18 protein-coding genes and 1 pseudogene are annotated in these 25,240 nt (G+C 49.2%); 13 read left to right on the forward strand and 6 right to left on the reverse strand.

All coding sequences use genetic code 11. The annotated features are described in order from the left end of the window. Positions 1-120 precede the first annotated feature (120 nt). The 6 genes and pseudogenes from FD47_RS16170 to FD47_RS06410 form a co-directional block, all read left to right on the forward strand. A pseudogene (locus tag FD47_RS16170) lies at positions 121-246 on the forward strand (MucBP domain-containing protein); the annotation flags it as partial. 45 nt (positions 247-291) lie between these two features. Continuing rightward, positions 292-2,601 (forward strand): MucBP domain-containing protein, encoded by a 2,310-nt coding sequence (locus FD47_RS06390; protein ID WP_056980270.1) that lies wholly within the window; start codon positions 292-294, stop codon positions 2,599-2,601. 164 nt (positions 2,602-2,765) lie between these two features. Beyond that, positions 2,766-2,990, forward strand: coding sequence for a hypothetical protein (locus tag FD47_RS06395; protein WP_054734011.1), 225 nt, complete (start codon positions 2,766-2,768; stop codon positions 2,988-2,990). Next, the gene (locus FD47_RS06400) at positions 2,953-4,176 is read left to right on the forward strand and encodes a hypothetical protein (protein WP_054734014.1); all 1,224 of its coding nucleotides are present in this window, start codon (positions 2,953-2,955) and stop codon (positions 4,174-4,176) included. The genes FD47_RS06395 and FD47_RS06400 overlap by 38 nt, the downstream gene beginning before the upstream one ends. Before the next feature lie 39 nt (positions 4,177-4,215). Continuing rightward, positions 4,216-5,718: a hypothetical protein gene (locus tag FD47_RS06405; RefSeq protein ID WP_054734020.1), complete on the forward strand. Its 1,503-nt coding sequence runs from the start codon at positions 4,216-4,218 to the stop codon at positions 5,716-5,718. Beyond that, positions 5,718-7,592: a MucBP domain-containing protein gene (locus FD47_RS06410; RefSeq protein ID WP_054734021.1), complete on the forward strand. Its 1,875-nt coding sequence runs from the start codon at positions 5,718-5,720 to the stop codon at positions 7,590-7,592. Before FD47_RS06405 ends, FD47_RS06410 begins: the two co-directional genes overlap by 1 nt. 129 nt (positions 7,593-7,721) lie before the next feature. On the opposite strand, the gene FD47_RS06415 is transcribed toward FD47_RS06410, so the two are convergent. The 3 genes from FD47_RS06415 to FD47_RS06425 form a co-directional block, all read right to left on the reverse strand. Continuing rightward, on the reverse strand, positions 7,722-8,234 hold the full coding sequence (locus FD47_RS06415; protein ID WP_054734025.1) for an aldehyde dehydrogenase family protein: 513 nt from the start codon (positions 8,232-8,234) through the stop codon (positions 7,722-7,724). 64 nt (positions 8,235-8,298) lie between these two features. Next, positions 8,299-9,147, reverse strand: coding sequence for an ethanolamine ammonia-lyase subunit EutC (gene eutC / locus FD47_RS06420; RefSeq protein ID WP_054734029.1), 849 nt, complete (start codon positions 9,145-9,147; stop codon positions 8,299-8,301). After that, positions 9,144-10,523 (reverse strand): ethanolamine ammonia-lyase subunit EutB, encoded by a 1,380-nt coding sequence (locus FD47_RS06425; protein WP_054734032.1) that lies wholly within the window; start codon positions 10,521-10,523, stop codon positions 9,144-9,146. The genes eutC and FD47_RS06425 overlap by 4 nt, the downstream gene beginning before the upstream one ends. 282 nt (positions 10,524-10,805) lie before the next feature. Between FD47_RS06425 and FD47_RS06430 the strand changes: the two genes are divergently transcribed. After that, on the forward strand, positions 10,806-12,428 hold the full coding sequence (locus tag FD47_RS06430) for an amino acid permease (RefSeq protein WP_056980273.1): 1,623 nt from the start codon (positions 10,806-10,808) through the stop codon (positions 12,426-12,428). A 221-nt stretch (positions 12,429-12,649) separates the two neighbouring features. On the opposite strand, the gene FD47_RS06435 is transcribed toward FD47_RS06430, so the two are convergent. After that, the gene (locus FD47_RS06435) at positions 12,650-14,083 is read right to left on the reverse strand and encodes a glutamate synthase subunit beta (RefSeq protein WP_008211594.1); all 1,434 of its coding nucleotides are present in this window, start codon (positions 14,081-14,083) and stop codon (positions 12,650-12,652) included. 12 nt (positions 14,084-14,095) lie between these two features. Further along, a complete protein-coding gene (gltB, locus tag FD47_RS06440; protein WP_056980275.1) occupies positions 14,096-18,559 on the reverse strand; it encodes a glutamate synthase large subunit in 4,464 nt (1,487 codons plus the stop codon). Between the two features lie 398 nt (positions 18,560-18,957). On the opposite strand from gltB, the gene sufC reads away from it, so the two are divergent. The 6 genes from sufC to FD47_RS06470 are packed head-to-tail and all read left to right on the forward strand — an operon-like array spanning position 18,958 to position 24,518. Beyond that, the gene (sufC, locus tag FD47_RS06445; protein WP_056980277.1) at positions 18,958-19,773 is read left to right on the forward strand and encodes a Fe-S cluster assembly ATPase SufC; all 816 of its coding nucleotides are present in this window, start codon (positions 18,958-18,960) and stop codon (positions 19,771-19,773) included. Position 19,774: 1 nt separating this feature from the next. Next, positions 19,775-21,067, forward strand: coding sequence for a Fe-S cluster assembly protein SufD (gene sufD / locus FD47_RS06450; protein ID WP_054734034.1), 1,293 nt, complete (start codon positions 19,775-19,777; stop codon positions 21,065-21,067). Further along, positions 21,048-22,304 (forward strand): aminotransferase class V-fold PLP-dependent enzyme, encoded by a 1,257-nt coding sequence (locus FD47_RS06455; RefSeq protein ID WP_054734037.1) that lies wholly within the window; start codon positions 21,048-21,050, stop codon positions 22,302-22,304. The genes sufD and FD47_RS06455 overlap by 20 nt, the downstream gene beginning before the upstream one ends. After that, a complete protein-coding gene (sufU, locus tag FD47_RS06460; protein WP_008211583.1) occupies positions 22,273-22,719 on the forward strand; it encodes a Fe-S cluster assembly sulfur transfer protein SufU in 447 nt (148 codons plus the stop codon). The genes FD47_RS06455 and sufU overlap by 32 nt, the downstream gene beginning before the upstream one ends. Before the next feature lie 42 nt (positions 22,720-22,761). Continuing rightward, positions 22,762-24,165: a Fe-S cluster assembly protein SufB gene (sufB, locus tag FD47_RS06465; RefSeq protein WP_008211582.1), complete on the forward strand. Its 1,404-nt coding sequence runs from the start codon at positions 22,762-22,764 to the stop codon at positions 24,163-24,165. A gap of 32 nt (positions 24,166-24,197) precedes the next feature. After that, entirely contained in the window at positions 24,198-24,518 is a 321-nt protein-coding gene (locus tag FD47_RS06470; RefSeq protein ID WP_008211580.1) for a metal-sulfur cluster assembly factor, read from the forward strand. 422 nt (positions 24,519-24,940) lie between these two features. Here the strand turns inward: FD47_RS06470 and FD47_RS06475 are convergent, their stop codons facing one another. Then, positions 24,941-25,186 (reverse strand): hypothetical protein, encoded by a 246-nt coding sequence (locus FD47_RS06475; protein WP_008211578.1) that lies wholly within the window; start codon positions 25,184-25,186, stop codon positions 24,941-24,943. Positions 25,187-25,240: the final 54 nt, after the last annotated feature.

A 25,240-nucleotide genomic window follows, 5' to 3' on the forward strand; every position in this document is an offset into this window, starting at 1 on the left:
CGGCAACGCTTTGAAGCCGGTTGATCCAAACGATCCAACTAAGGGTTACTTGCCACCAACGGTTCCAAGCAATCCAGGTACCGATACGCCAATCTACTATCACAAGGACGCTACCACGTTCTGGTTAATTACGTTGATAAGAACGGTAACTCAGTCGCCGATTCAACCACCGATCCAAAGGCCTATGCCAAGGGTGATCAGTACAAGACATCTGCCAAGATTGTTTCCGGCTACCACTTGGTTACCACGCCAAGCAACGCCAGTGGGACGATTGACGACAGCGGAGTGACGGTGAACTACATTTACGCCAAGAACGGTGACTACATCATTACGCCACCAGATGGCGGGAAGGCTACCAACGTCATTTATCCAAATGATCCGACTGACCCAAGCAAGGCCGACACGCCAACTTCAGGGATTGTCCCTAACCAGCCAGGCTACACCCCGGTTGATCCAGATGGCAATCCATTGAAGCCGGTTGATCCAGACGACCCAACCAAGGGTTACTTGCCACCAACTGTGCCAAATGATCCAAGTCAGGATACGCCAATTTCTTACAAGAAGAACAATACGCCATCGACTGATACGTATACGGTTACTGCCAATTACGTTGACCAGAACGGCAAGCAGATTGCCGATCCGGCAGTGGTTGCCAAGAATGCTAAGGATGGCGACAAGTACACGTCGACTGCCAAAGTCATTGACGGCTACTACCTGACGGCAACGCCAAGTAACGCCAGCGGCACGGTTGCCAAGGGTGATGTGACGATCAATTACGTTTACAACAAGATTGGTAGCTACATCATCACGCCACCGGATGGCGGGAAGACGACCAACATCGTTTATCCAAATGATCCAAAGGACCCAACCAAAGTCGACACGCCGACAAGTGGGATTGTGCCTAATAAGCCAGGCTACACCCCAGTTGACGGTAATGGTAACGATCTGAAGCCGGTTGATCCAAACGATCCAAGCAAGGGCTACCTGCCACCAACGGTTCCAAGTAATCCAAGTCAGGACACGCCAATCTACTACCACAAGGATGGGACGGCCGATACCTATCACGTAACGGTCAACTATCTCGATCAAGCGGGTAACCAGATTGCCGGGTCAACAACGGATTCGAAGGATTACAGCGTTGGGGATGCCTACAGCACGACGCCAAAGGTCGTTGATGGTTATCACTTGACCAACACGCCGGTTAACGCCAGCGGTAAGATGGTCAAGGGCGGCGAAGTGGTTAACTACATTTATGCCAAGAACGGTAGTTATATCGTGACGCCACCGGATGGCGGTAAGCCAACCGATATCATTTATCCAAACGATCCGAATGATCCTAAGAAGGCCGATACGCCAACTGACGGTGTCATTCCAAACGTTCCGGGCTATCACCCAACTGATGATCACGGTAATCCGTTGACACCAGTGGATCCTAACGACCACTCCAAGGGTTATTTGCCACCAGCAGTGCCGGATAATCCAAGCGACGACACGCCAATTAAGTACGTTCCGGATACGCCAGCCACAACGAATGACAACCTGACCGTTAACTACGTTGACGAGTCTGGGAATAAGGTTGCCGGCTCGCTGGTTCAGTCCTATAAAGACGGTGCCAGTTACTCGACCAGTGCCAAGGTGATCAGCGGCTATTATCTGATTAATACGCCAAGCAACGCCAGCGGTACCATCGTCAAGGGCGGTAATAGCGTGACCTACATTTACCGGGCAATCGGCAAGTACGTCATCACGCCACCCGCAGGCAAGGGCAACATTACCAACGTCGTTTATCCAAACGATCCAACCAATCCGCGGGAAATTACGACGCCGAACTACGGGGTAGTCCCTTATATTCCGGGCTACACGCCAGTTGACAGTAAGGGGAATAATTTAACGCCGGTTGATCCAAATGACCTGTCGAAAGGTTATTTGCCACCAGCAGCCCCAACTGCTCAACCTGATTTGAACACCTACATCACTTACAAGAACACCGGCTCTAATAATGGCGGCGGTTCGAATAATAATGGTGGCGGTTCAAACAGCAACGGTGGTAATTCGAATAATAACGGCGGCGGTTCCAGCAGCAATGGCGGTGGCTCCAGCAATAACAATGGCGGCACCACGCCAAATGGTGGCAACGCCGGCGGGAATACCACGCCAAGCAGCAATAACAACGGTGGTACCTCAGGTAAGACAACAACTGGTGGCGATAAAGTCACCAAGTTGACGCCAACCAAAGGTAAGACCAGCGGCATTGTGCCAACGGCCCTCACCAACCGCGGTAACGGTACGCCAACGGCTTCCAACACCGGCTATAACGGCTATAACGGTGGCGGAGCGGTTGCTGGCGGTTCGTCAAATGGCGGTCAGATGACCAGCCAGGCAACCAACGGCAATGGCGGCGGTCAATCTGCCGGCACGGCTGGCACCACTCAGGCAGCTGCCGGACAGACCAACGCCAACAACGGGATTCAATATCCATCAAGCCGTTTGCCACAAACTGGTGAGGCTGAGAATAAGGGCACCGTTATTCTCGGAGTCATTGGGATGTTGAGCACCTTGGGTCTGGCAGCATTGCGACGAAAGAAGCGCGAACAGGACTAAGGATTAAAAGCTTGATTGATGACACTTAGTGGGCCGATTTTAAGAAGGCTCGCAATTGAGCAAATGGGGAAACCCATTTGCTTATACATAGAAGGTTCGTCAACGTTCGTCAGGACGCTGACATGATTGGAATTGATTTTTAAGCATAAAGAAGGTGTGTTGCCATGTTTATTGAACTGCTGTTAACCAGTCCGGAAAGTCGTCAGCTGCAACTCCTCAATGTGATTCGAACCCAGCGGCGAATTGAGTTCACCGAGATCGCCAAAATTTTGCAGTGGCCGTACGTGTCGACCCAGCAGGTACGTGTCGACCCAGCAGGTTTATCGCCGGCTGCTAAAGAATTATCGGTTAATGACCGGCAAGCAAATTTCCAAACCGGCCCTGGTTGAGCAGTGTGACTGGATCTATCATCAGCTTGCTCAGTCGCTGATTCGAAATTCCGTCGGCTATCAATGCTTAATGGCCGCCGTTAAGGAGGAACCCAAGCCGCTCTTGTCGGTGGGGGAAGTGACGATTCAGTCACGGCTGAAACCGCTGGTGGCCTGGCTCAAAAAGTATCAGCTGACCTATGATCCTCAAACCAACGTCATTACCGGTGACGAGCGGGTGATTCGCCTGTTTGGCTGGCAATTGAGTGAACTTGGCGGGACGACCTTTGATTTGACTGCCGAGCAAAAGGCCTATCTGAAGTCGCTGACCCAATCCATTCCTGATGGCGTGGTGAAGACCCACTCCATGGAACGGTTTTTACAGATTACGGCAATTCGCTTGGCCAAGTTGAAGTTTTTGGCCCACGTTCCCAGATTGGCAGCCGGGCACCAATCAAAAAGCCTGGTGCAATTTTCCAGCTTGCCAGCAAAGACCAAGAACATTCAGTTTGACCTAACCGAAATTTATTGGCTCCAGTACATGGTGATTTACAGCCCCTACTTTGTGGATACCAACCAGACCAGTTTGGTTCAGCCGCGGGAGCGCAAAGTGCTGCCTTATTTGATTCAGCTGGTGGTCAAAACCGTGATTGCCCGGCTAAAGGTCTTTCAATCGCCGCTGTACTTTGAACAGCTTGACGAGTATTTAATGGAAACCATTCAGTTTGCGATTCTGTTAAACCAGCCGGCTATCCGCCTGGATCAAGCCGATGATGGCGTGGAAGTCCCACACTTGCGGGATGCGGTCATGACACTGGCGCCCGACATTCCAGAACTTTCCCGGTTTGTGGACCTGATCGTGAAGACGTTAAGCCCGGCACTCAAGCCGTTCTTACCGCAAACGCACGTCGAATTGAGCTATCCGGACAGTTTGGACGACTATACGGTCGGCACGATTCAGCAACAGTTGCGCACCCGCTTTGAAGCCATCAATTGGCACCTGCAGCGGGTGCGGGAGGCGGCCGATGATACTTTGCCCACCTTCACGATCACGGTGGAACCAACCCAGCCGGCAAAAGATCAATATTACTGGTTGCCATGGCTCAGCGTTAGCAATAACATTGAATTATTGGTTAATAAAGTTCGCAGCTGGCTGCAGCACGCCGCACTGCTGGCCGTCAATTCAGATGAGGCAGCCGTTCAGTGAGCGAATTAGATTAAAATGAAAAAGTGACTGGTGACAACTATGGACTATACGCAATTTTTTGAAAAGAACGACCAACTGGCGTTCCAAATACTACAAAAATTTGCCATCAAGCGGAATTCAATGATCACAGTGTCATCAATTCTCGATCAATTTCCGGTTTCGGAATATAAATTAACGACCATTCTGGCGTCGTTAAATAATGATTTAATGCATATTCAATATGTCAAAAGTCCCAAAATTACCGAAACTGAGAAGAATGTTCTGCGGGGGCAAAATATTACAACCACGGTTGTGAATGAGATTCGATTGCTGTACCTTCAACGGTCGGTCCTTTTTGCCGTCTTCAAATATAATTTTTTTCAGTCCAAGAAGATCCCTAAAGCCGTCTTTATGAAGAGCAACTACATCAGTAAGACCAAGTTTTACGCGTCGGAAATTGCGTTACGCGATATTTTGAAAAATTCCGACTTTTATCAATCACCGAACATCACGTCGGATGACGAATACATTTTGCGGCTCAACTTATTTGAGTTCTTCTACACGGCCTTTAACGGAATTGGCAGCCCCTTTCAAAACATGAACATTCAGACCAACAATTTGATTGTCCGGATTCAGGAACAGTTTGCGATTACCAACAAGCCGGTTCAAAAAAGTAAGCTGGAAATCTTTCTGAAAATCTGGCTTTTAAGAATGGAAAACGGGCACTATATTGGCACCCACATCATTTCGACGGATAACGTGGCTGCCGATATTTCCGAGCGCCTGACAAGCATTGGCAAATACATTCGGGACACCTTTAAATTATCCTTGGGAAAGGAAGAACTGAACTATCTGTACACCTTCCTGTTAACCCAGGAGTACATTGGCGGCATTCAAAACGTGCTGCATAAGGCCGACGTGCCCTTGGCTTATCAGCTGACAACCAAGCTGATTGAGCGGGTGACAACTCCCACGCTTTTAATCGATCCGGATGCGTTTGAATCGCAAGCGTTGTTTCTAGCGCTGATTCAAATTAACTTGCGCTTCACGACGTTTTATATCGAACCGACAACTTTCATTTCCCTCAACCAGATTGATTTCTTCAAGGAAACCTACCCGCTCTTTCACGCGGTGATTAATCAGTTTATTGAGGACATTAAGCATGAAGGGATGCTGAAGCTGAATCCGCGGGAGTCGGCCAACCTCTACTTTGACTATATGTTTGCGCTGATTAACTCGGTTCCTAAAAGCCTGCTGCTGGATAAGGTTCACATTTGCGTCGACTTTTCGCAGGGGAAAATTTATAATACTTACATTACTGAAACGCTGGAAGGATTCGCGAACGCCAACATTGTTATCGAATCGAATTTATCCCACACAACGGATATTTATCTATCAGACTTTTATTCCACTGCCGTTAAGAAATCCCAAACCATTTGGCGCAATCCACCGTCACCGGATGACTGGGCCGCTTTAGGGGATAACATCATCAAGTTAAAGCACATGAAGGTTCAACAGTTAGTGAACGAAATTCAGAGGTCAACAAAGGGGGTGAGACCGTGATGAATGAGTTGAAGGCACCGCTTTATTATAAGGTCATTGGGCTGGGCATTGTCCCGCTCTTTTTTGGCGTTCTGTCGACGGCCCCCGTGACGGTTTCAGCAGCGGATGAATCCGCAGGGTCACAAGCAACTCAGACGAGCCAGCAGACGGCCGTTGCATCAACGACGGCTGATTCAAATTCAACCAAGCAAAGTGCCAATCCAGGCGCTGGGACAACTACTGGGACGATCACGCCAAAGGTCGCACCAGAAGCGACGCCAACGGCAACCGTTGATCAGCGGCCGACCAGTAATTCTGGGACCGCGACGGATCAGACTAGTCAATCATCGAAGCCAGCAGGACAGGCAACTGGGCAGACGGTTACTGATCAATCCGCAGCCGATCAGCCGGCACGGAACAACGCTGCAGCGGGACAATCAATTGCGGGTAAAAAGACCACTGATTCTGCGATTGGTACGGCGGCCAAACAAACGCCGGCAACCAGTTCGACCAATTCTGAAACGCCAGGACAATCAACTGCCACTTCAGAAACGGCCGCGTCACCAACATCAACGACGAGTGATAATCAGAAGCAAGTTCAGCCAAACACGATTGATAATTCAACCGCTGTGAACAAGCCGCAAGCGTTGACGGGCACCCAGCTGACAGAATATGAACAGCTGGTTAAAAGTTACGTGAGCACCTATGATCAACAATATCAAACCGACTATCAAGCCGGGGCAACAACGAGCGGTGGCGGGCGAATTCAGACGCAGCTTACGAGCAAAGAAACCGCTGACGAACAAACGCTGTACAGCCATTTGAACCAATTTCTGGATCAGTTTGCGGCCGACGAATGCCGTTATCTATTAACTAATTTGGATGCCGCCGGGGTCGATTTGGCCTTTAATTTGTTAACGGCAACCGGCACTAGTGTCAACGCGGGTAAGACGTTGGTAATTCCCGTCAAGGTCGCCGCTGTCGATCAGGCGGGCCAGGTCCTGCAGACCACCCAGCTAAAGGATGATCAGGGAAATGACCTGGCATATGGGGGCAGCTGGACAACGACCCCGCCAACAATTGACGGGTACACGGCTGTGACGACGGTCCTACCAACCGATGCCAGCGGCGTCTGGGATGATCACTTCAACTACGATATTCTGAATGCTGACGGGGACCTCGTTATTACTTATTCGTACGTTAAAAACGCTGTGGCACTGACACCTAGTGATAGTGAGCCGCAGTCGCAGCCCACGCCGCCTGCCAGCACGCCAACGGTCACGACGCCAACGGTTACCACATCACCGACTACCCAACCAACTGACGTTACCCCGGCTCCGGTGGTCACGCCAATCCCAAGTGATGAGGTGCCAGAGTCTCAACCGGCACCGGTAACGGTCGTTCATCAGCCAAAGGGAACGGAACTGCCCGCCAATCCTGGGATGAGCCCGCAGCCAAAGACCCCAACCCAGGATCTGGTGACCGTTTTGACCCAGCACGCTTCTAAATCGGAAGCCCCAGTAACGTCGCGGCCAGTTGTAGTCGGCACCCAGCCAATTACCTGGATGCCGACAACGGCGGCCGCCGTTGAACAGGCCGCAACCAGCGAGAAGTCACCGGCTGCGGCGACAAAGCATCATCCGCGATCAAAGCAGTCGACCAGCCAGCCGCAAAAGGGTGATGAGATTGCCTCGTTAGCAGCCTTGCAGCGCCGTTTAGATCAGTCGGTTTCATTAGCTCAAAACGCCGGCTCGACGGCGGTGATCATGAACCCAATGCTGGTGCCAAGGTCAGTTCCATCCAGATTTCCCGGTGAGGGAGGCGGTCACACCCAATTGGGCCTGTACCTGGCCAGTTTGGCGGGGACCATTAATTTTGGTCTCAGAGATGAGTGAGCTGATTTATAACAGAGTTTGTGACTCAAAATATTCGGATAATCATCACAAAACGGCTTCCTTGAATTGGATTTTCCCAACTCAAGGAAGCCGTTTTATGATGAAATAATTGTCATCTTTTTATTCATGTCAATGCTGATACCAGCCGACTGGGCCGGGATTCAGATTCGTATTGATTTGTTTAACTTCCTGATATTCTCTGAGACCGTAAATACCTAACTCTCGACCAATCCCGCTCATCTTATAGCCGCCCCACGGTGCCTTTAAGAGCCCGGCGTAATATTCAAAACAGTGGATTGCGTCATCCACATCCCCTTCAGCCTCCCTTAATGGCTTGCCGTTATCGATGGTATCCAGATAAGCAAATTGAGACCGTTCCTGGCCCATCTTATGGGCGATTGCCAAGAGCGTGTCAGCGCGGGACTGGGCGTTGGTATCCCGCCATTTTCGAGTTTGGTAAAACGAGCGCTTAGCCGCTTGAATGGTATTGATCGCGTCATTAACGTCGCTATCGGCAACTTCACCAATGAGGGCGTGAGTTGCTGGATTATAAACTTGCCGGCGCTTACCCGAGCTGGCAGGCTGCCAGTGGCTGTCGATATAATTTCCTTTGAATGTTATTTTTGATGGGGTGATGTCCATTATTCGTCACTTACTTTCATTGATTTGGAAGCTGAGTTATTGAAGAAGATTCGTGATAAATGCGTTATTTAACGACCAACTGTTGTTTGAGGGCTAATCCCGAAGCTTGGTGGGTTAGCATTTCAACAATGAGGGTTGCAATGTCTGCGCCCGCGTCATTGGCGTGGATACCGCCGGGATGTATGTTTGAAATAACGGTTCTCCGCGCTTCTGGCATGCCAACCGTTGGGCGATAAGCCACGTAGGCGCTCATTGACTTTGGCGTTACCAAGCCCGGCCGTTCACCAATCAGGAGACATACCACGTCGGCATGGGTGAGGTCGCCTAACTGATCTTCAATTCCCACTCGACAATATTTAATGAAGGGAATTTTGCCCACGCTAATGGCTTCGTGAGCGAGACCCCGTTTGATTGCCGGAATGACTTGGGCAACGTTTGCGGTGATCGCCCGCGAACTTAATCCGTCACCAACGGCAATCAACACGGTCGGGTGGGTTGGCAGCTGGCTTTTCACAGTCGCCACTGCAGCCGGAGTTAATTTTCGGCCGTGATCCGGGCGGGTGAGGTAGTCAGATTCATCACGACAGCTGGATTGCAATGGCAGCATATTCATCGACCTGACAAAGGTTTCTGGAACTTCCTGCCAAACGGAATCTTGGGCCGCAGCATGGTCCGCCCGAAGTCTAAGGACCGAAGCGGTTCGGTAACGCGTCCCAACTCTGCCCATCCCAAGGCGGGCAGGGGTTGTTTGTTTAAGGCCAAAATACGCGGATCGGTTGCGGGGGTTCGTTACTAAAAGCTTATCCTGAAGATTTTCCGCAGTAATGTCGATAATGGCCCCGGTTTGATCAACCGGTAATTTATGGATCATCGGTGGCACTAATTCAGTTAAATGTTTATTTGTGATAATCATTTGATTAGCTCCCTTTCTAAAAACAATGTGGCATCGCCGGCTCTATCGGTTAACCGGCCATTCATGCTAATGCCCATCTTTTCCAACCATTGGTCAAATTCCGCAATTGGCCGTTTATTCAGCAGCTGGCGAATGGCAGCCGTTTCTTGATAACCGGTTGACTGGTAGTTCAGCATGACGTCGTCAGCCTGGGGCACCCCCATGATGTAAGTGCAGCCGGCGTTGGCAAGCAGGAGGGCCAAGTTCTCGATGTCGTTTTGATCTGCCTGCATGTGGTTGGTGTAACAAACGTCACAGCCCATTGCCAAGCCACTGAGTTTCCCCATGAAGTGATCTTCCAAGCCCGCACGGGTCACCTGCTTGGCGTCGTAAAGATATTCCGGGCCAATGAAACCCACGACCGTGTTGACGATGAAGGGGTCGTAATGGCGGGCAAATCCGTAACAGCGCGCTTCCATGGTGACTTGGTCGGCATCAAAATTGGCGTTTGCTGATAATTCCGATCCCTGGCCCGTTTCGAAGTACATAACGTTGGGACCACTATTTTTGAGGGCTTGCTGGCCAAGCTTGTTAGCAGAATCGATGAGGTGAGCGTCAATCCCGAAAGCGGTGTTTGCCTTCTGCGACCCCGCAATTGACTGAAAGATTAATCCGGATGGGGCGCCTTTCTCAATTGCGGCCATTTGGGTGGTCACGTGGGCCAACACACAGGTCTGAGTGGGCACCTGCCAGCGAGTTACGAACCGATCAAATGCGTTTAAAATGTTCGTCACGCTGCTGACGGTGTCGCTCACTGGGTTCAGACCAATGACCGCGTCGCCGATTCCCATGCTGAGACCTTCCATTGTCGAAGCCATGATGCCGCTGAGGTTGTCAGTTGGGTGGTTGGGCTGCAGGCGGGAGGAAAACGTTCCTGGCCGGCCAATTGTGGTGTTGGCGGTTTTCTCATTGATAATCTTTGCTGCCGCAGTAATTAAATCCAGATTGGTCATTAACTTGCAAACTGCCGCAATCATCTCTGAGGTTAGGCCCCGGGAGATTTGGTGAATCATTTCATTGGTCGTATCAGGGGCTAGCAGCCACTCTCGAAGCTGGGTGACTGTCCAAGCGGCAATTTGTGAATAGACGCGGGTATCTAAATCATCAATAATGATTCTGGTCACTTCGTCCTGGTCATAATCAACGGCCGGATGATTGTAAAGGTCACTTAGGGTGAGTTGTGATAGGACGACCTTGGCAGCAATGCGTTCTTGAGCATTGGCGGCTCCAATGCCAGCTAATTGATCACCTGATTTTTGCTCGTTGGCCTTGGCCAACACTTCCTTCACCGACTTAAATTGATAATAGTGTCCAGATAATTTCACTTTTAAATTCATGGGTGTCCCTCCTTAAGTAGTTGACCAATCATTGGTGCTACCACCCTGGTACTGAAGTGGGGTGGATTAGCTCAAAATAGTTGATGTAATAAAAAGTAACAAAGACTAGACGATCCATCCCGTTCTGCCAATATATCGTTCATTCAAAAGCTGATAATCATTAACTTCCTGCGTAAAAATTAAAAATAAATGAAAATCAGCTTTCAATATTCTAACTTATGTCATATAATATAACACATAAATTCGAAAACGGAAGTTTTAATTTTGAAAGGGCTGAGGCACATGGTTTTATTTGGAACGTTAATGATCGTTCTAACGGTCACCATGATGGCTGCAATTGCTGTGAAAGCAACCTCATCGGTTCGTCAGTGGAAGCTGAAATCCGGCGATTTATTTCAGGCAAGTAAATCATTCGGATATAAGCAGGAATTAGTTCGTGACATGGGTGGTTTTTCAAATTTTGCGGTTTCATTTTCAATTATTTCAATTTTAACCGGCGCCGTTTCGTATTACGGTTATGGATTCAGCCATGGTGGCCCCGCGATGATGGGGGTTGGGTGGCCAATCGTCACCTTTTTCGTGTTATTCGTTGCCGCGGCGATGGCCGAATTAACTTCCGCCATTCCGACATCCGGGGCGATCTATCACTGGGCCGCAATTCTTGGCGGTCCCCGGTGGGGATGGTTTACTGGTTGGCTTAACGTGATCGGGCAGGTGACAATCGTTGCTGGAATTGATTATGGCTGTGCAATTTTTGCAGCTAACCTTTTATTTACCAATCCAAGCAAGCCACTGTTTCTGACAACTTACTTCGTTATCTTGGCGAGTCACGCCGTTTTGAATCACGTTGGCATCAATATCGTTGCCAAATTAAATTCGATTTCAGCTATCTATCACGTCATCGGGGTTTTTCTAATTATTGGTGTCTTGGTATTCTTCGGCCCGACGCACAGCACAACCTATCTATTTCATACCTTTTCAACGGCAACCACAAAATCGATGCCGTATTGGGGCGCCTTTCTGGTCGGACTTCTGCAGGCTCAGTGGACGCTTACGGGATACGATGCCTCCGCACATACAAGTGAAGAAACCTTGAACCCACGTGTTCAGGCTCCTTGGGGAGTGTACCTGTCAGTGGCAATTTCAGGAATCTTTGGGTTTCTGTTATTGGCATTAGTGACGATGTCGATTAAAAATCCGGTTGCGGTTGCCAATGCTGGTAATAATGGGTTCATTGTTGCCGTTGAGCAGGCAATTGGGCCGCGCCTCGGCTCTGCAATTGTTTGGCTGGTTACCATCGCAATGTGGTTCTGTGGCTGTTCGGCAGTCACATCTTCCTCGCGAATGATCTATGCCTTCAGCCGTGATGGCGGATTACCATTTTCCAAGGTTTTGAAAAAAATCTCCTCGAAGTTCCATACGCCAATGGTTGCTATCTGGTTGATTTCAATTTTGGCATTTCTATTTGGAACTTCGGATGGGGTCTACGCCGTTATTGGAACAATGAGTGTCATTGGGTTGTACGGGTCTTATTTGATTCCAATCGCGCTTAAATTGCGCGCAAGATTAACCCATGTTTGGACGAGTGCTGATGATGGCCCGTGGAATTTGGGAACTTGGAGCATTGCTGTCAGTGTCGTTGCCTGTGGCTGGATTGTCTTCTTGATTTTGCTGATGATTTTCTCACCAACCGATGTTCAATTGACGTCAACAATCGTATTGCACTACGCAACTGGCAAAATCTTCGGAGTTGTCTTAATTGTTTTGGCGGTTGCTTACTTCGCCTACGCCCGCTATCACTTTACCGGGCCAAAGTTGGGTTCGTATGAAGCCTTAAATAAGCAACTGACGGCTTCTAAACAAACGGGGGACACTGATTCTGCATTGAATGCTGACGATCAATAGCTGATAATCGCGACCAAATCAGATCATGAAGGGTTACAAGTCATTGATCATAACAAAAAACGTGCGGGCCAAAGCAACTTCTAAATTGCTTGGGCTCGCACGTTTTGACACTGTAAAATTCGAATAAAAACGAAGAGGTTGAGACGAGCAATCTGTCTGTCTCAACCTCTTCGTTTTTAACGACTGTTAGTTTAATTCAATATCTGGTGAAAAGGTAATCGTTAAACCTTCGCATCCGCCAACGTCTGCAGTGAAGCATCAATCTTCTCCGCACACATCCGGCCTTCATGAATCCCCCAGATAACGAGGCTGGGACCGCGACGGCAGTCACCGGCAACGTAAATCTGGTTATCGTTGGTCGTATAGTTGGCATTCGTCTTGGTGATGCCAAATTGATCGAACAGCCATTGTTCGGCGCCGGTGAAGCCCATGGCCAACACAACAATGTCGGCCTTGATCTTCTTTTCGGTTCCGGCAATCGGCTTGAAGTGGTCAACCTGACTGATTTCAGCCTCAGTGACGTGCCCGTTTTTACCAAAGAACGAAGTTGCGGTAGCCGAGTATTCGGTAATGTCACCAAATAGGGCTTTGGCTTCCTTTTGACCATAACCAGTCTTTAAAACCATTGGCCATTCGGGCCACTGATTTTGCGGGGTTCGTTCCTTTGGCAGCGGCGGCATGATTTCTAATTGGGTAATGCCGGCACAACCTTCCCGAATCGCGGTTCCGATACAATCGTTACCGGTATCACCGCCACCCAGGACAAGGACGTGTTTGCCCTTGAGCAGGCTGTTAGCTTCGGTGCCGTTCTTCAGGATGTTCTTTGTGGCCATCTTAAGAAATTCTGGCGCTTGGTAGATGCCCTTCAATTCGCGGCCCGGAACGTCAAGATCACGGGACTGGCGCGATCCGGTACACAGAATTACCCGGTCAAAGTCTTTCTTAAGCTCATCGGCCGTAATGTCTTTACCGACTTCGGTATTGGGCACCAGTTTGACACCAATTTGGCGAAGGGTGTCAATCCGGCGTTGGACGATTTCCTTTGGTAATTTCATATTTGGAATTCCATACATTAAGAAACCGCCAAACCGATCGTCACGTTCAAATAGGGTGACCGAATGACCAAGCTGGTTCAAACGCCATGCGGCCGCAATCCCGGCAGGACCGCTGCCAACAATCGCAATTTTCTTGCCGGTTCGGTGCAGCGGCTTGCCTGAGTCAACGACCCAGCCATTTTTGAAGGCTTGCTCGATAATGAATTTTTCGTTATTTCGAATGGTAATGCCCGGGCCGTTTAAGGCCTGAACACAGGAAACTTCACACGGAGCGGGGCACACCCGACCGGTCATGTCCGGCAGGCAGTTGGTGCGACTTAACCGCTCAAATGCCCGGCGGTCTTGATCTCGATAGACCAAGTCGTTCCATTCTGGAATCAGGTTATCGTTGGGACAGCCACTGACCGCCCGGCCGCCGCCATAGAAAACCCCGTGGTGACAGAAGGGAATCCCGCAATTCATACAGCGGGCAGCCTGTTGGCGGCGATCAGCATCGCTTAGGTCCAGCTCCATGACGTTGAAGTCCTTGACCCGCTGCATGATTGGCCGCATCGGATTATCTTTTCTTGGGTATTTTAAAAAGCCTCTTGGATCTGCCATGTTTGATTCCTCCTAATCTTCACTCGTAGCCGTGTAAAAGGCTTTTTCAATCACTTTGGCTTCCGGAATGCCAGGCTTGGAGTATTCACGGATCAGTTTCTTCATCTTGTGGTAATCACGAGGGTATACCTTGATGAACGTCTTCTTTTCAACTTCCCAGTTGTCCAAAATCTTCCGGGCAGTCTCAGAGTCAGTGTATTGAACGTGCTTCTTTAGGAGGTCCTTGAGAATGCTGTCATCACCGGCTTCGTCCAAATGGTAAAGGTCAACGAGATCCTTGTTGCAGTTCTTCTCGAAGTCGTGCGTCCAGTCGTAGACGTAGGCCACCCCACCGGACATTCCGGCGGCGAAGTTTCGTCCCGTTCGACCGAGGATGACGGCAACTCCGCCGGTCATATATTCACAACCGTTGTTGCCAACGCCTTCAACGACAACCTTGGCACCGGAATTTCGAACACAGAATCGTTCGCCGGCCCGGCCGTTAAAGTAAGCTTCACCGCCGGTTGCGCCGAAGCACGCCACGTTACCAACGATTGGTGAGTGGGTGTAAATTTCTTTGGCTTGGTGAGGGGCGGCAACGATCAAGCGACCACCGGATAAGCCTTTACCCACGTAATCGTTGGCCTCGCCGACCAGCTTAATCTCAAGCCCCTGGGTAATAAATGCCCCGAAACTTTGACCCGCGGTACCGTGATAGTTGAAGCGCAGTTGCCCCGGCTTCAAGCCATAGTTACCAAAGTGGGCCCCAATCCAGCCACCTAATCGCGAACCAACCGCCCGGTCAACGTTGTTAATCGGTAAGTTAATAACGGTTGAATTCTTGTTCTTTAAGCTGGTTTCGGCAAACCGATCCAGATCAGGCCAGTTGTATTTCGGCTTGAATGGATTTTCCTTTTTCCGTTCGATCGTGATGGTCTTGTTGATCATTCGATCGTAGTTTAACGTCTTGGATTTTCCAGAAGGCACATAGCGTGGCTTCAAATGTTCACCGTGGCCAACCATTTGGTCAACCGTCCGGTAGCCTAAAGCAGCCATCTGTTCCCGAAGATCCTCAGCCAAGAAGTGCATCATGTTAATAACGTGTTCTGGACGGCCAGCGTAGAGTCGTCGTAACTGAGGATTTTGAGTGGTGATTCCAACTGGGCAGGTGTTCAAGTTACACTTGCGCATCATGACACAGCCAATTGAGACCATGGTCAGGGTCGCAAAACTGAATTCTTCGGCGCCTAACATAATGGCGATCGCAATGTCGCGGCCGGTTAACAGTTTCCCGTCAACTTCCAGAGTGGTTCGTTGCCGTAATCGGTTTAAGGCCAACGTCTGGTGCGCATCCGCCAAGCCCATTTCCCATGGTAAACCACAGTCACGGGTCGAGTTTCGCGGTGCTGCCCCAGTGCCGCCATCGTATCCGGAGATAACAACGGTGTTGGCGCCGGCTTTAACAACCCCGGCCGCAATGGTGCCGACCCCGGTTGAGGAGACCAGCTTGACGTTGATCTTGGCGTAGGGGTTAACCTGCTTCAAGTCATAAATCAGTTGGGCTAAATCTTCAATTGAATAAATATCATGGTGAGGTGGCGGTGAAATTAACTGCACGCCGGCAATGGAGCCTCGGATACTGGCAACCCATGGATAAGCCTTTCCGGCAGGTAATTGCCCACCTTCACCAGGCTTGGCACCTTGAGCCATCTTGATTTGCAGCTCATCGGCACTCATTAAGTATTCGGTATTCACGCCAAATCGCGCCGTGGAGACCTGCTTAATCTTGCTGTTACGGTCCAGCCCATCTTCGCCAATGTGGAATCGGTTGCGGTTTTCGCCGCCTTCACCGGAGTTACTGCGGGCACCAATCTTATTCATGGCGATCGCGATGGTTTCGTGGGCTTCTTCAGAAAGGGCCCCAAAACTCATTGCCCCGGACTTGAACCGTTTCACGATTGAACTGACGGGTTCCACTTCGCTCAGTGGCACCGGCTTGTTGCCGTTACCGTCAATCTGCCACATTGAACGGAGCGTCACGGGGTCATCCAGAGCTTCCTTGTTCATTTCAGCAGTGTATTTTTGATATTCTTTGTAATCACCGGTTCGAACAGCCTTCTGGAACTGGTAAATGCTCTTTGGATTGTAAAGGTGTTCTTCACCGTCAACTTTATACTGGAAACTCCCGCCTGAAGGCAGATCATCGATTGAGTGGGCGCTGAAGGTGAGCTGATATTTCCGGTAATACTCATTCTCAATTTGGTTGAGGTTAATCCCGCCAATTCGGGTTGGGGTCCCGGTAAAGTATTCAGCAACCACGTCGTCGGCCAGGCCCACGGCTTCAAACAATTGGGCACCTTGGTAACCGGCGGTAGTGGAAATTCCCATTCGGCTCATGATCTTGATGATTCCTTTGGTCGAAGCGTGACAGTAATCTTCCAAATGATTCTCCAGGCCCCGTTCACGTAACGCTGCGAAGGCGCCGTAAGGGTGAATGGCTGCAGCCCCATAGCCAACGAGGCAGGCGAAGTGGTGAATTTCACACGCTTCGGCGGTGTCGACCACGATGGAAGCCATTGTCCCCTTTCCTTGGCGAACCAAATAATTGTGTAAGCCCGAAACGGCCAAAAGAACGGGAATGGTCATTTGATTGTCGGCAACTGGCCGATCGCTTAACACCAAGATGCTTGCCCCGTCGTCGATGGCATTTTCAGCCTGGGTGAAGAGATCCTTTAATACGTGAGCTAAACGGTCGGGCGTGTCGGTTAAATCGTAAGCCAGAGATAATTTGGCCACCTTCAGGGATGGCAAATCAAGACTGAGAATTTTAGCGTATTCCTGGTCATTTAAGATCGGACTATTAATCTTTAACTTATGACAGTTATCCGCCGAATCTTTCGTACAGTCACCGTCGCGGCCAAGAAAGCCAAACGTGCCGATGACCACTTTTTCACGAAGTGGGTCAATCGGTGGGTTGGTCACCTGGGCGAAGGACTGCTTGAAATAGGTAAACAGCGATTGCGGCTTTTTACTGAGAACGGCCAACGGTGAGTCAAATCCCATGGCGACGATTGGTTCGCTGCCGTTTTTGGCCATTGGAATTAACGCTGTCTGAATGACTTCGTGGGTGTAGCCGTTACGAAGCCACAGTTTCTTGAGGTCATCCTTTGAAAGGGTGGCTTCAGGTTTTACTTCTGGTAATTTATCAAGGGTCAAACGGTTTGCATTGAGCCATTGCTGGTAAGGATGAGCTTCGGCAAATTCACGCTTCAACTCATCAGTCTTCGAAATTCTTCCGGTACTGGTATCAACCAGAATCATTTCAGCCGGAGCCAGGATTCCTTTATCGACAATGTCACTTGGATCGACATCGACCACGCCGGATTCCGATGCTACTACTAATTGGTTGTTCTTAGTTAAGGTAAATCGGGAAGGTCTCAACCCGTTACGGTCAAGAAACGCCCCAACTTGGATGCCGTCGGTAAAACAAAGGGCGGCAGGGCCATCCCAAGGTGCCATGAACGTGGCATTGTATTCATCGAATGCGCGTTGTTCATCTGACATCTCGGCACCGTCACCCCAAGCTTCCGGAACCATCATCATTAATGATTGGGGAATCGAGCGGCCATGACGGTATAAGTATTCCATGCAGTTTTCCAGCTTAGCGGAATCGGAATCGTCTTCATCATAGATTTCAATTCCGTGACTGGTCATCCAGTTTTCGGCACCCTTTAAGGTATTAATTTCACCGTTATGGGCGAGAAACCGGAATGGCTGGGCCCGATCCCAACTTGGAAATGTGTTGGTTGAGAAACGGGAGTGAATCAAACAGATGGCACTCTTCATTTCAGGATCGTGAAGATCCGGATAGAAGAGGCCCACCTGATAAGCGTGCAGCATGCCCTTATAAACAATGGTGCGACTTGATAAGGAACAGATATACATTGATTCGCGGTCAAACGTCTTTTCGAGCTGTCGGCGCAAAATGTATAAGTGGTCTTCAAAGTCCTGACCAGCCTTAATATCGACTGGGCGCTGCAGGATAACCTGGACGAATCCGGGCATTGACTGCTGAGCTGCTGGGCCACAGTTCTCATAAACAAACGGCACGTTTCTCGTCCATAAAACCGGGAATCCGGCCTCATCGATTTGATCAGTAACCGCCTTTAACATTGATTCCTTTTCTTCCACATCATGTGGTAGGAAAAGTTGGGCAACCGCGTAGTCACCGGACGCTGGCAATGTCAGTTCGTAATCTGCCATTTGCTTCCTAAAAAAGGCGTCTGGCAGGGCCATCAAAATTCCGGCCCCATCACCAGTATCGGGTTCGGCCCCGGTACCACCACGATGATTCATTCTTTGTAACATGGTGAGCGCTTTTTCAACGATTTCGTGACTTGGATGGCCATCCACCTGAGTAATGAAGCCCATACCACAGGCTGCGTGCTCAAACTTGGGTGAGTACATTAAATGGCCGTCATCCTTTAAGCGATCCATGAAACCACCTACCTTAGTAAAATTTACTTAGAATTGTAAGATCAAATTGTGTAGTTCTCATAATATTCTAATAATTGTAAAAATACAATGTTTTTTTGATAGATGTAATAAAAAGCCATTTAGACCGAGTTTAAATGGATAAATTTCTGACGCCGATTCGTCACTTTCACGCGCCATCACATGGCTGGTAAATATTCCAAACAAACAAATTATTAAATTCACGATGAATATCGCGTTGGGTATTGCAAAGGGTAGGGGAATGCGTATATAATTTAATCAAATTTTAATGTGCTCCGGGAACCCGCCACATTTAAATAATTATTCCAAATGTATGTAATGTACATAACAAACTCATGAGATATCCTCGTATTTAGCGGGATAGAAGGGAGTATCACGATATGGCAACTCTTAAGGTAACTGATCTGCACGTTGCAGTTGAAGATGAAGAACCAAAGGAACGAAAAGAAATTTTGAAGGGTGTCAACCTGGAGATGAAGACCGGTGAAACCCACGCAATCATGGGCCCTAACGGAACCGGTAAGTCAACGTTATCCGAAACCATTATGGGAAACAGCAACTATCACGTCACTAAGGGAGACATTACTTTAGATGGGAAATCCATTTTGGGGATGAAAGTCGACGAGCGGGCCCGGGCCGGCCTGTTTCTTGCCATGCAGTATCCCGTTGAAATTAAGGGGATTACGAACATGGAGTTTATGCGGACGGCCGTTAACGCCACCCGGCCAAAGGATAAGCCGCTGCCCATTCGTAAATTTCTGAAAATGTTAGACGAAAATTTGGAAATCCTGAATATGTCTGACGAAATGACAGAACGATACTTAAATGAAGGGTTTTCCGGCGGTGAAAAGAAACGTAACGAAATCCTGCAAATGATGACCATCAAGCCAAAGTTTGCCATTCTCGATGAAATTGATTCCGGCCTTGATATTGACGCCCTTCAAGTGGTTGCCAAAGGGGTTAATCATATGGAAGGTCCTGACTTCGGGACATTGATGATTACCCACTATCAACGACTTTTAAATTACATTCACCCCGACTTTGTCCACGTCATGATGGACGGCCGAATTGTGAAGACCGGTGATGCCGACTTGGCTAAGAAGCTGGAAGCTGAAGGGTATGCCGGGCTGAAAGATGAACTTGGATTGGATGTCGATTTGGTCGATGACGATGTCAGTGTCGGAGGGGGCAAGTAATATGTTGTCAACAAAAACTCGCAAGTTAAATCCTACCCTGCTATCGCAAGCAAAGTTCGCTGATGAACCTGCTTGGCTGACTGACATGCGCCAGGCTGCTTGGCAAAAAATCGATGAATTGACCCTGCCCGTATTTGATAAGGTGGATTATCACACCTGGCCACTGTTTGAATTTGCTGAAAAGCAAACGCCAGTGACGGATGATCCCACTGATTTATTAGATCCCACTGATCACTATCAGTTTGTGAGTGTGGGTAAGCGAACGGTAAAAAATGATCTTGCGGCTGAATTAACCGATAAGGGCGTTATTTTGACTGATATGCAGACGGCCATTCGGGACCATAGTGAATTGTTGTCTGAATACCTGTTTCAAAAGGCCGTTAAATTCGGCGAAAACCGTCTCACCGCGGTAAACGCCGCCTTAATGAACGGCGGGGCCTTTCTCTACGTGCCAAAGGGCGTCGAGATTGACCAACCCATTGATTTAATGCAGGTTCAGGATAGTCGCGGAAAAGAAAACTTTGTTAACCATACATTAATTGTTGCCGGTGCCGACAGTCATTTTTCAGTCCTGCAGCGGTTGACGACCATTGGTGATCAGGTTAATCCAGCGCATGTCACCGTTGAAATTGTTGCTGAGGATAATAGCTATGTCAAATTTTCCGCGCTGGATACCTTGGGTGAGAACACGTACGCCTACTATAACCGTCGTGGGTATCTGGAAAACAGTGCCCGCATCGATTGGACGATGGGCGTTCTGAACGACGGCTCAACGGTTGCGGACTTTGATTCTGACTTACGCGGCGACGGATCGCACACCGAAATGCAGACCGTGGCGCTTTCAACCGGTAAGCAGGTTCAGGGGCTCGATACCCAGGTGACCAACTATGGGCGCCACTCGGAAGGCAACATCCTGCAACGGGGCGTTCTGTTGGACAAATCAACCTTGATTTTTAACGGGGTTGGTAAAATCATCCATGGCGCTCACGGTTCCAAAGCCCAACAGGAAAATCGGGTGTTAATGCTGTCACCAAAGGCGCACGGTGATGCGAACCCAATTTTGTTAATTGATGAAAACGATGTGATTGCCGGCCACGCTGCCAGTGTTGGCCAGGTCAATAAAAAACAATTGTACTATCTGATGAGTCGGGGATTATCCAAAGCAGTTGCCAAACGGCTGGTTGTGCGGGGCTTTCTCGGGGTTGTCCTTCGGGATATTCCGGTTGCCGATGTCAGAGAACAGATGGTGGACATGATGGAAAGGAAGCTTTCGCATGAGCAAGGGACTGAATGATTCACGAACAGATTTTCCAATTCTTGATCAAGAGGTTAACGGCGAGCCGTTGGTTTATCTAGACAACGCCGCCACAACCCAGAAACCGGTTAGCGTTTTACAGACGATCATGCACTACTATGAGCACGATAACGCTAACGTTCACCGGGGCGTTCATACCTTGGCAGAACGGGCAACCGAACAGTTTGAAGCTGCCCGCGACAAGGTGGCAGCGTTCATTAATGCCCCCAGCCGAAAGACGATCGTTTACACCCGGTCGACGACTGAAAGCTTGAACTGGATCGCGTCGAGTTTTGGTAACGCAATGGTTAATGAGGGTGACGAAATCGTCATTTCCGAACTCGAACATCATAGTAACGTTGTTCCCTGGCAGCAAGTTGCGAAGAACCAACACGCAACTTTAAAGTACATTGGCTTAACGGCTGATGGCGAGCTGGACATGGACGATGCCAGAAAGCAGATCACCGACAAGACGAAGATCGTCGCAATCGCCCACGCGTCTAACGTGATGGGGGTTGTCAACCCCATCAAGGAGTTGGCCCAATTGGCCCATGCGCATAATGCGTATATGGTTGCTGACGGGGCCCAGTCAACGCCGCATTTGAAGGTTGACGTTCAGGACCTGGATGTTGATTTTTACGCGTTTTCCGGCCATAAGATGTTGGCACCAACGGGGATCGGGATTCTTTACGGTAAGCCAGAAATTTTGGACGAGATGGAACCCACTCAGTTTGGCGGCGAAATGATCAACGAAGTTCATGAACAGGCCGCCGACTGGAAGGAATCACCTTGGAAATTTGAAGCCGGCACCCCTAATATTTCGGGGGCAATTGCGCTGGGCAGTGCAATCGACTATTTGAACAACTTGGGAATGGATAATATTTCAGCCTACGAGCAGGAATTAGTCGATTACACGCTGCCAAAATTAACGCAGATTGACGGCATTACCGTTTATGGACCGCATGATCCGGCCAAACACACCGGGGTTCTCTCCTTTAATTTGGAAGGGCTGCACCCTCACGATGTGGCAACCGGACTGGACATGGACGGGATTGCGGTTCGGGCCGGCCATCACTGCGCGCAGCCGTTGATGGAATACCTGAGCTGTGAAGCAACCTGTCGGGCAAGCTTTTATTTTTACAATACCAAGGAAGAGGCAGATCGTTTACTCGATGCATTGAACGAAGTAAAGGAGTTTTTTGCAAATGGGACTAGCAAAGCTGAACGAACTGTATAAAACGGTCATTATTGATAACGCGAACTATCCGCGGCATAAGGGCCAGATTGCCGATCCAACCGGTGAAATGCAACTGAAGAATCCCACCTGTGGTGATTTGATTAAGGTCTCGGTGAAGGTCGATGACGGCAAAATTGCCGACGTTGGCTTTACCGGATCCGGCTGCACAATCTCCCAAGCTTCGGCCAGTTTGATGACCACCGTGTTAATGGGTAAGGACGTTAAGACTGCCCGGCGGCTGATCTTAGCGTTTTCAAAGCTGATCAGTGGCGGCGACATTGACGATGAGGACGAGGAACTGCTGGGGGATGCCGCGATTGTCGGTTCCGTCGCGGAATTTCCGACCCGGATTAAATGCGCCGCGTTAGCCTGGCACGCAATGGATGAAGTCTTAGATAAAACACAAAAATCATAATTATAACAATCGTCAATAAGGTTCAAGAAGGGAGTGGGTCACATGACTGACGTTTCAGAAGTGCTTGATGATAAAGATTACGAATTTGGCTTTCACGATGACGTGAAGCCGGTTTATTCAACTGGATTGGGTTTGACGGAGGATACGGTTCGGGAAATTTCCAAGGCCAAGGATGAGCCGCAGTGGATGCTTGACTATCGTTTGAAGGCTTATCATACGTATTTAAAGATGGCTGAACCCGGATTTGGCCCCGATTTAACCGGGTTGGATTTAAAGCACATGAAGTTTTTCCAACGGGCAACTGATAAGCAGTACCGGGATTGGGACGATGTGCCCCAAGAGATTAAGACCACCTTTGACCGGTTGGGCGTTCCCCAGGCTGAACGAAAATATTTGGCTGGGTCTTCGGCTCAATATGAATCTGAAGTGGTTTACCACAAAATGGAAGAGCAGTTTGATAAGCTCGGGATTATCTTTACCGATACGGATACGGCGCTTAAGAAGTACCCGGAACTCTTCAAAAAATGGTTTGGCAAGTTGGTCAAGCCAACAAATAACAAATATGCCGCGTTAAATTCGGCCTGTTGGTCTGGCGGGACCTTTATTTACGTACCAAAGGGCGTGACCGTCACGACTCCGATTCAATCATACTTCCGGATTAACGCTGAAAAGTCCGGCCAGTTCGAACGGACACTTATCATTGTGGACGAAGGCGCCCATTTGGAATACGTTGAAGGCTGTACCGCTCCTACATATCAGGGCGACAGCTTACATGCGGCCGTTGTGGAAGTGAATGTGCTGCCGAATGCCTACTGCCGTTACACAACCATTCAGAACTGGTCCAATAACGTTTATAGTTTGGAAACGAAGCGGGCTCAGGCTTTGGACAACGCCATTATGGAGTGGGTCGATGGTAATTTGGGTTCCAAGATTACGATGAAGTACCCGTCAGTTTATTTAAATGGTGAGGGTGCTCGGGGAACCATGCTGTCGATTGCGGTTGCCGGCAAGAATATCGATTCGGATACGGGTGCCCAGATGATTCATAACGCGCCGAACACCTCGTCATCGGTTATTTCAAAGTCGATTTCAAAGGATGGCGGCGCGGTGGATTATCGTGGGAAGGTCAAGTTTGGCCGCCATTCAGATGGTTCCTTTGCCCATGTCGAGTGTGACACGATCATCATGGACGACAAGTCGACCAGTGATACCATTCCGTACAACGAAATTTTGAATGATAATGTGTCGATGGAACATGAGGCCAAGGTTTCTAAGATTTCCGAGGAACAACTCTATTATTTGATGTCCCGGGGAATTTCAGAAGAGAAGGCGACCGAAATGATCATCATGAGTTTCGTGGAGCCATTTACCAAGGAACTACCAATGGAGTACGCGGTTGAATTGAATCGTCTGATTAGTTTTGAAATGGAAGGTTCAATCGGCTAAACCGCTGAACAACCGACAAGGAGGCAACGCAGATGAGTGAAATTGATAATCGGCCATTCAAAGAGAAGGCCCTGGACGTGCTGGAAAATGTCATTGATCCCGAACTCGGTATTGATATTGTGAATTTAGGATTGATTTATGGTGTGGAACTGACGGATGATGGCGTCTGCAACTTAACGATGACGTTGACGATTGCTGGTTGTCCGTTGACGGATTACCTGGATGAAGCCATTCGCGAAGAATTGGAAGGCTTCGACGAGGTAAGAGATGTCAATATCAACGTCGTGTTCGAACCGGCATGGTCAATAGATAAGATGTCGAGAGAGGCGAAGTTGGAGTTGGGAATTCATTAAAAAAAGAGTGCGACGAGGCTCGGTAGGTGCGGTGTCTAAGGGTGAAACAGCGGAAATCCCGGTTCTGGATTTTGGCTGCTTAGCTCTTACACGTTAGCGGCAGTTGCGTCGCCCCTAAAGGGGCTTGCCAGCGCCTTCAGCGCGGGCTGCGAAGCATGTTTCCGCTAGGTGGCAGGCAAGAGTCCTGGCTCTGGATTCTTACCATTACCATTGCACCCCTTAAACGTTAGCACCTGAGCCGTCGCCCCTAAAGGAACTTGTCAGCGCTTTGCGCGGGCTGCGAGCATGCTTTACGGTCGGACTGCACACAAGAAATTTGACCTTAATGAACAACACAGAACCGAAATCAAAATTAAACCAACCAAAAAATGACGCTAAGGTCCTCCATTTGGGAGTGATCTTAGCGTCATTTTCTTGATCATTCATTCCATCGTTAACGGTTCGTTTCGATTTGGAAAATGATCCAAACGTTCTTTGACTGCCGCAAAGTATTCTGGCTTAACGAGCGGCAGCAGTTTACTTTCAATGTCATCAATTCGGTGTTGGGTTAATGGGCGGTTTTCCTGGGTGCTAAACACCTGAAGCAATAGGATCTCCGCTTGGCCTCTTTTGGAATCAAACGTGCGATTTAAAAAGAAGTTGAGTAGGTCTAACTGGTCCTGATTCATGGGATCGTCCCCCTTCAAAGCGAACGTAATGTCTAAAGTTCCTAAGTTTTATCC

Source organism: Lentilactobacillus parafarraginis DSM 18390 = JCM 14109 (assembly GCF_001435895.1).
GTDB classification, from domain to species: domain Bacteria; phylum Bacillota; class Bacilli; order Lactobacillales; family Lactobacillaceae; genus Lentilactobacillus; species Lentilactobacillus parafarraginis.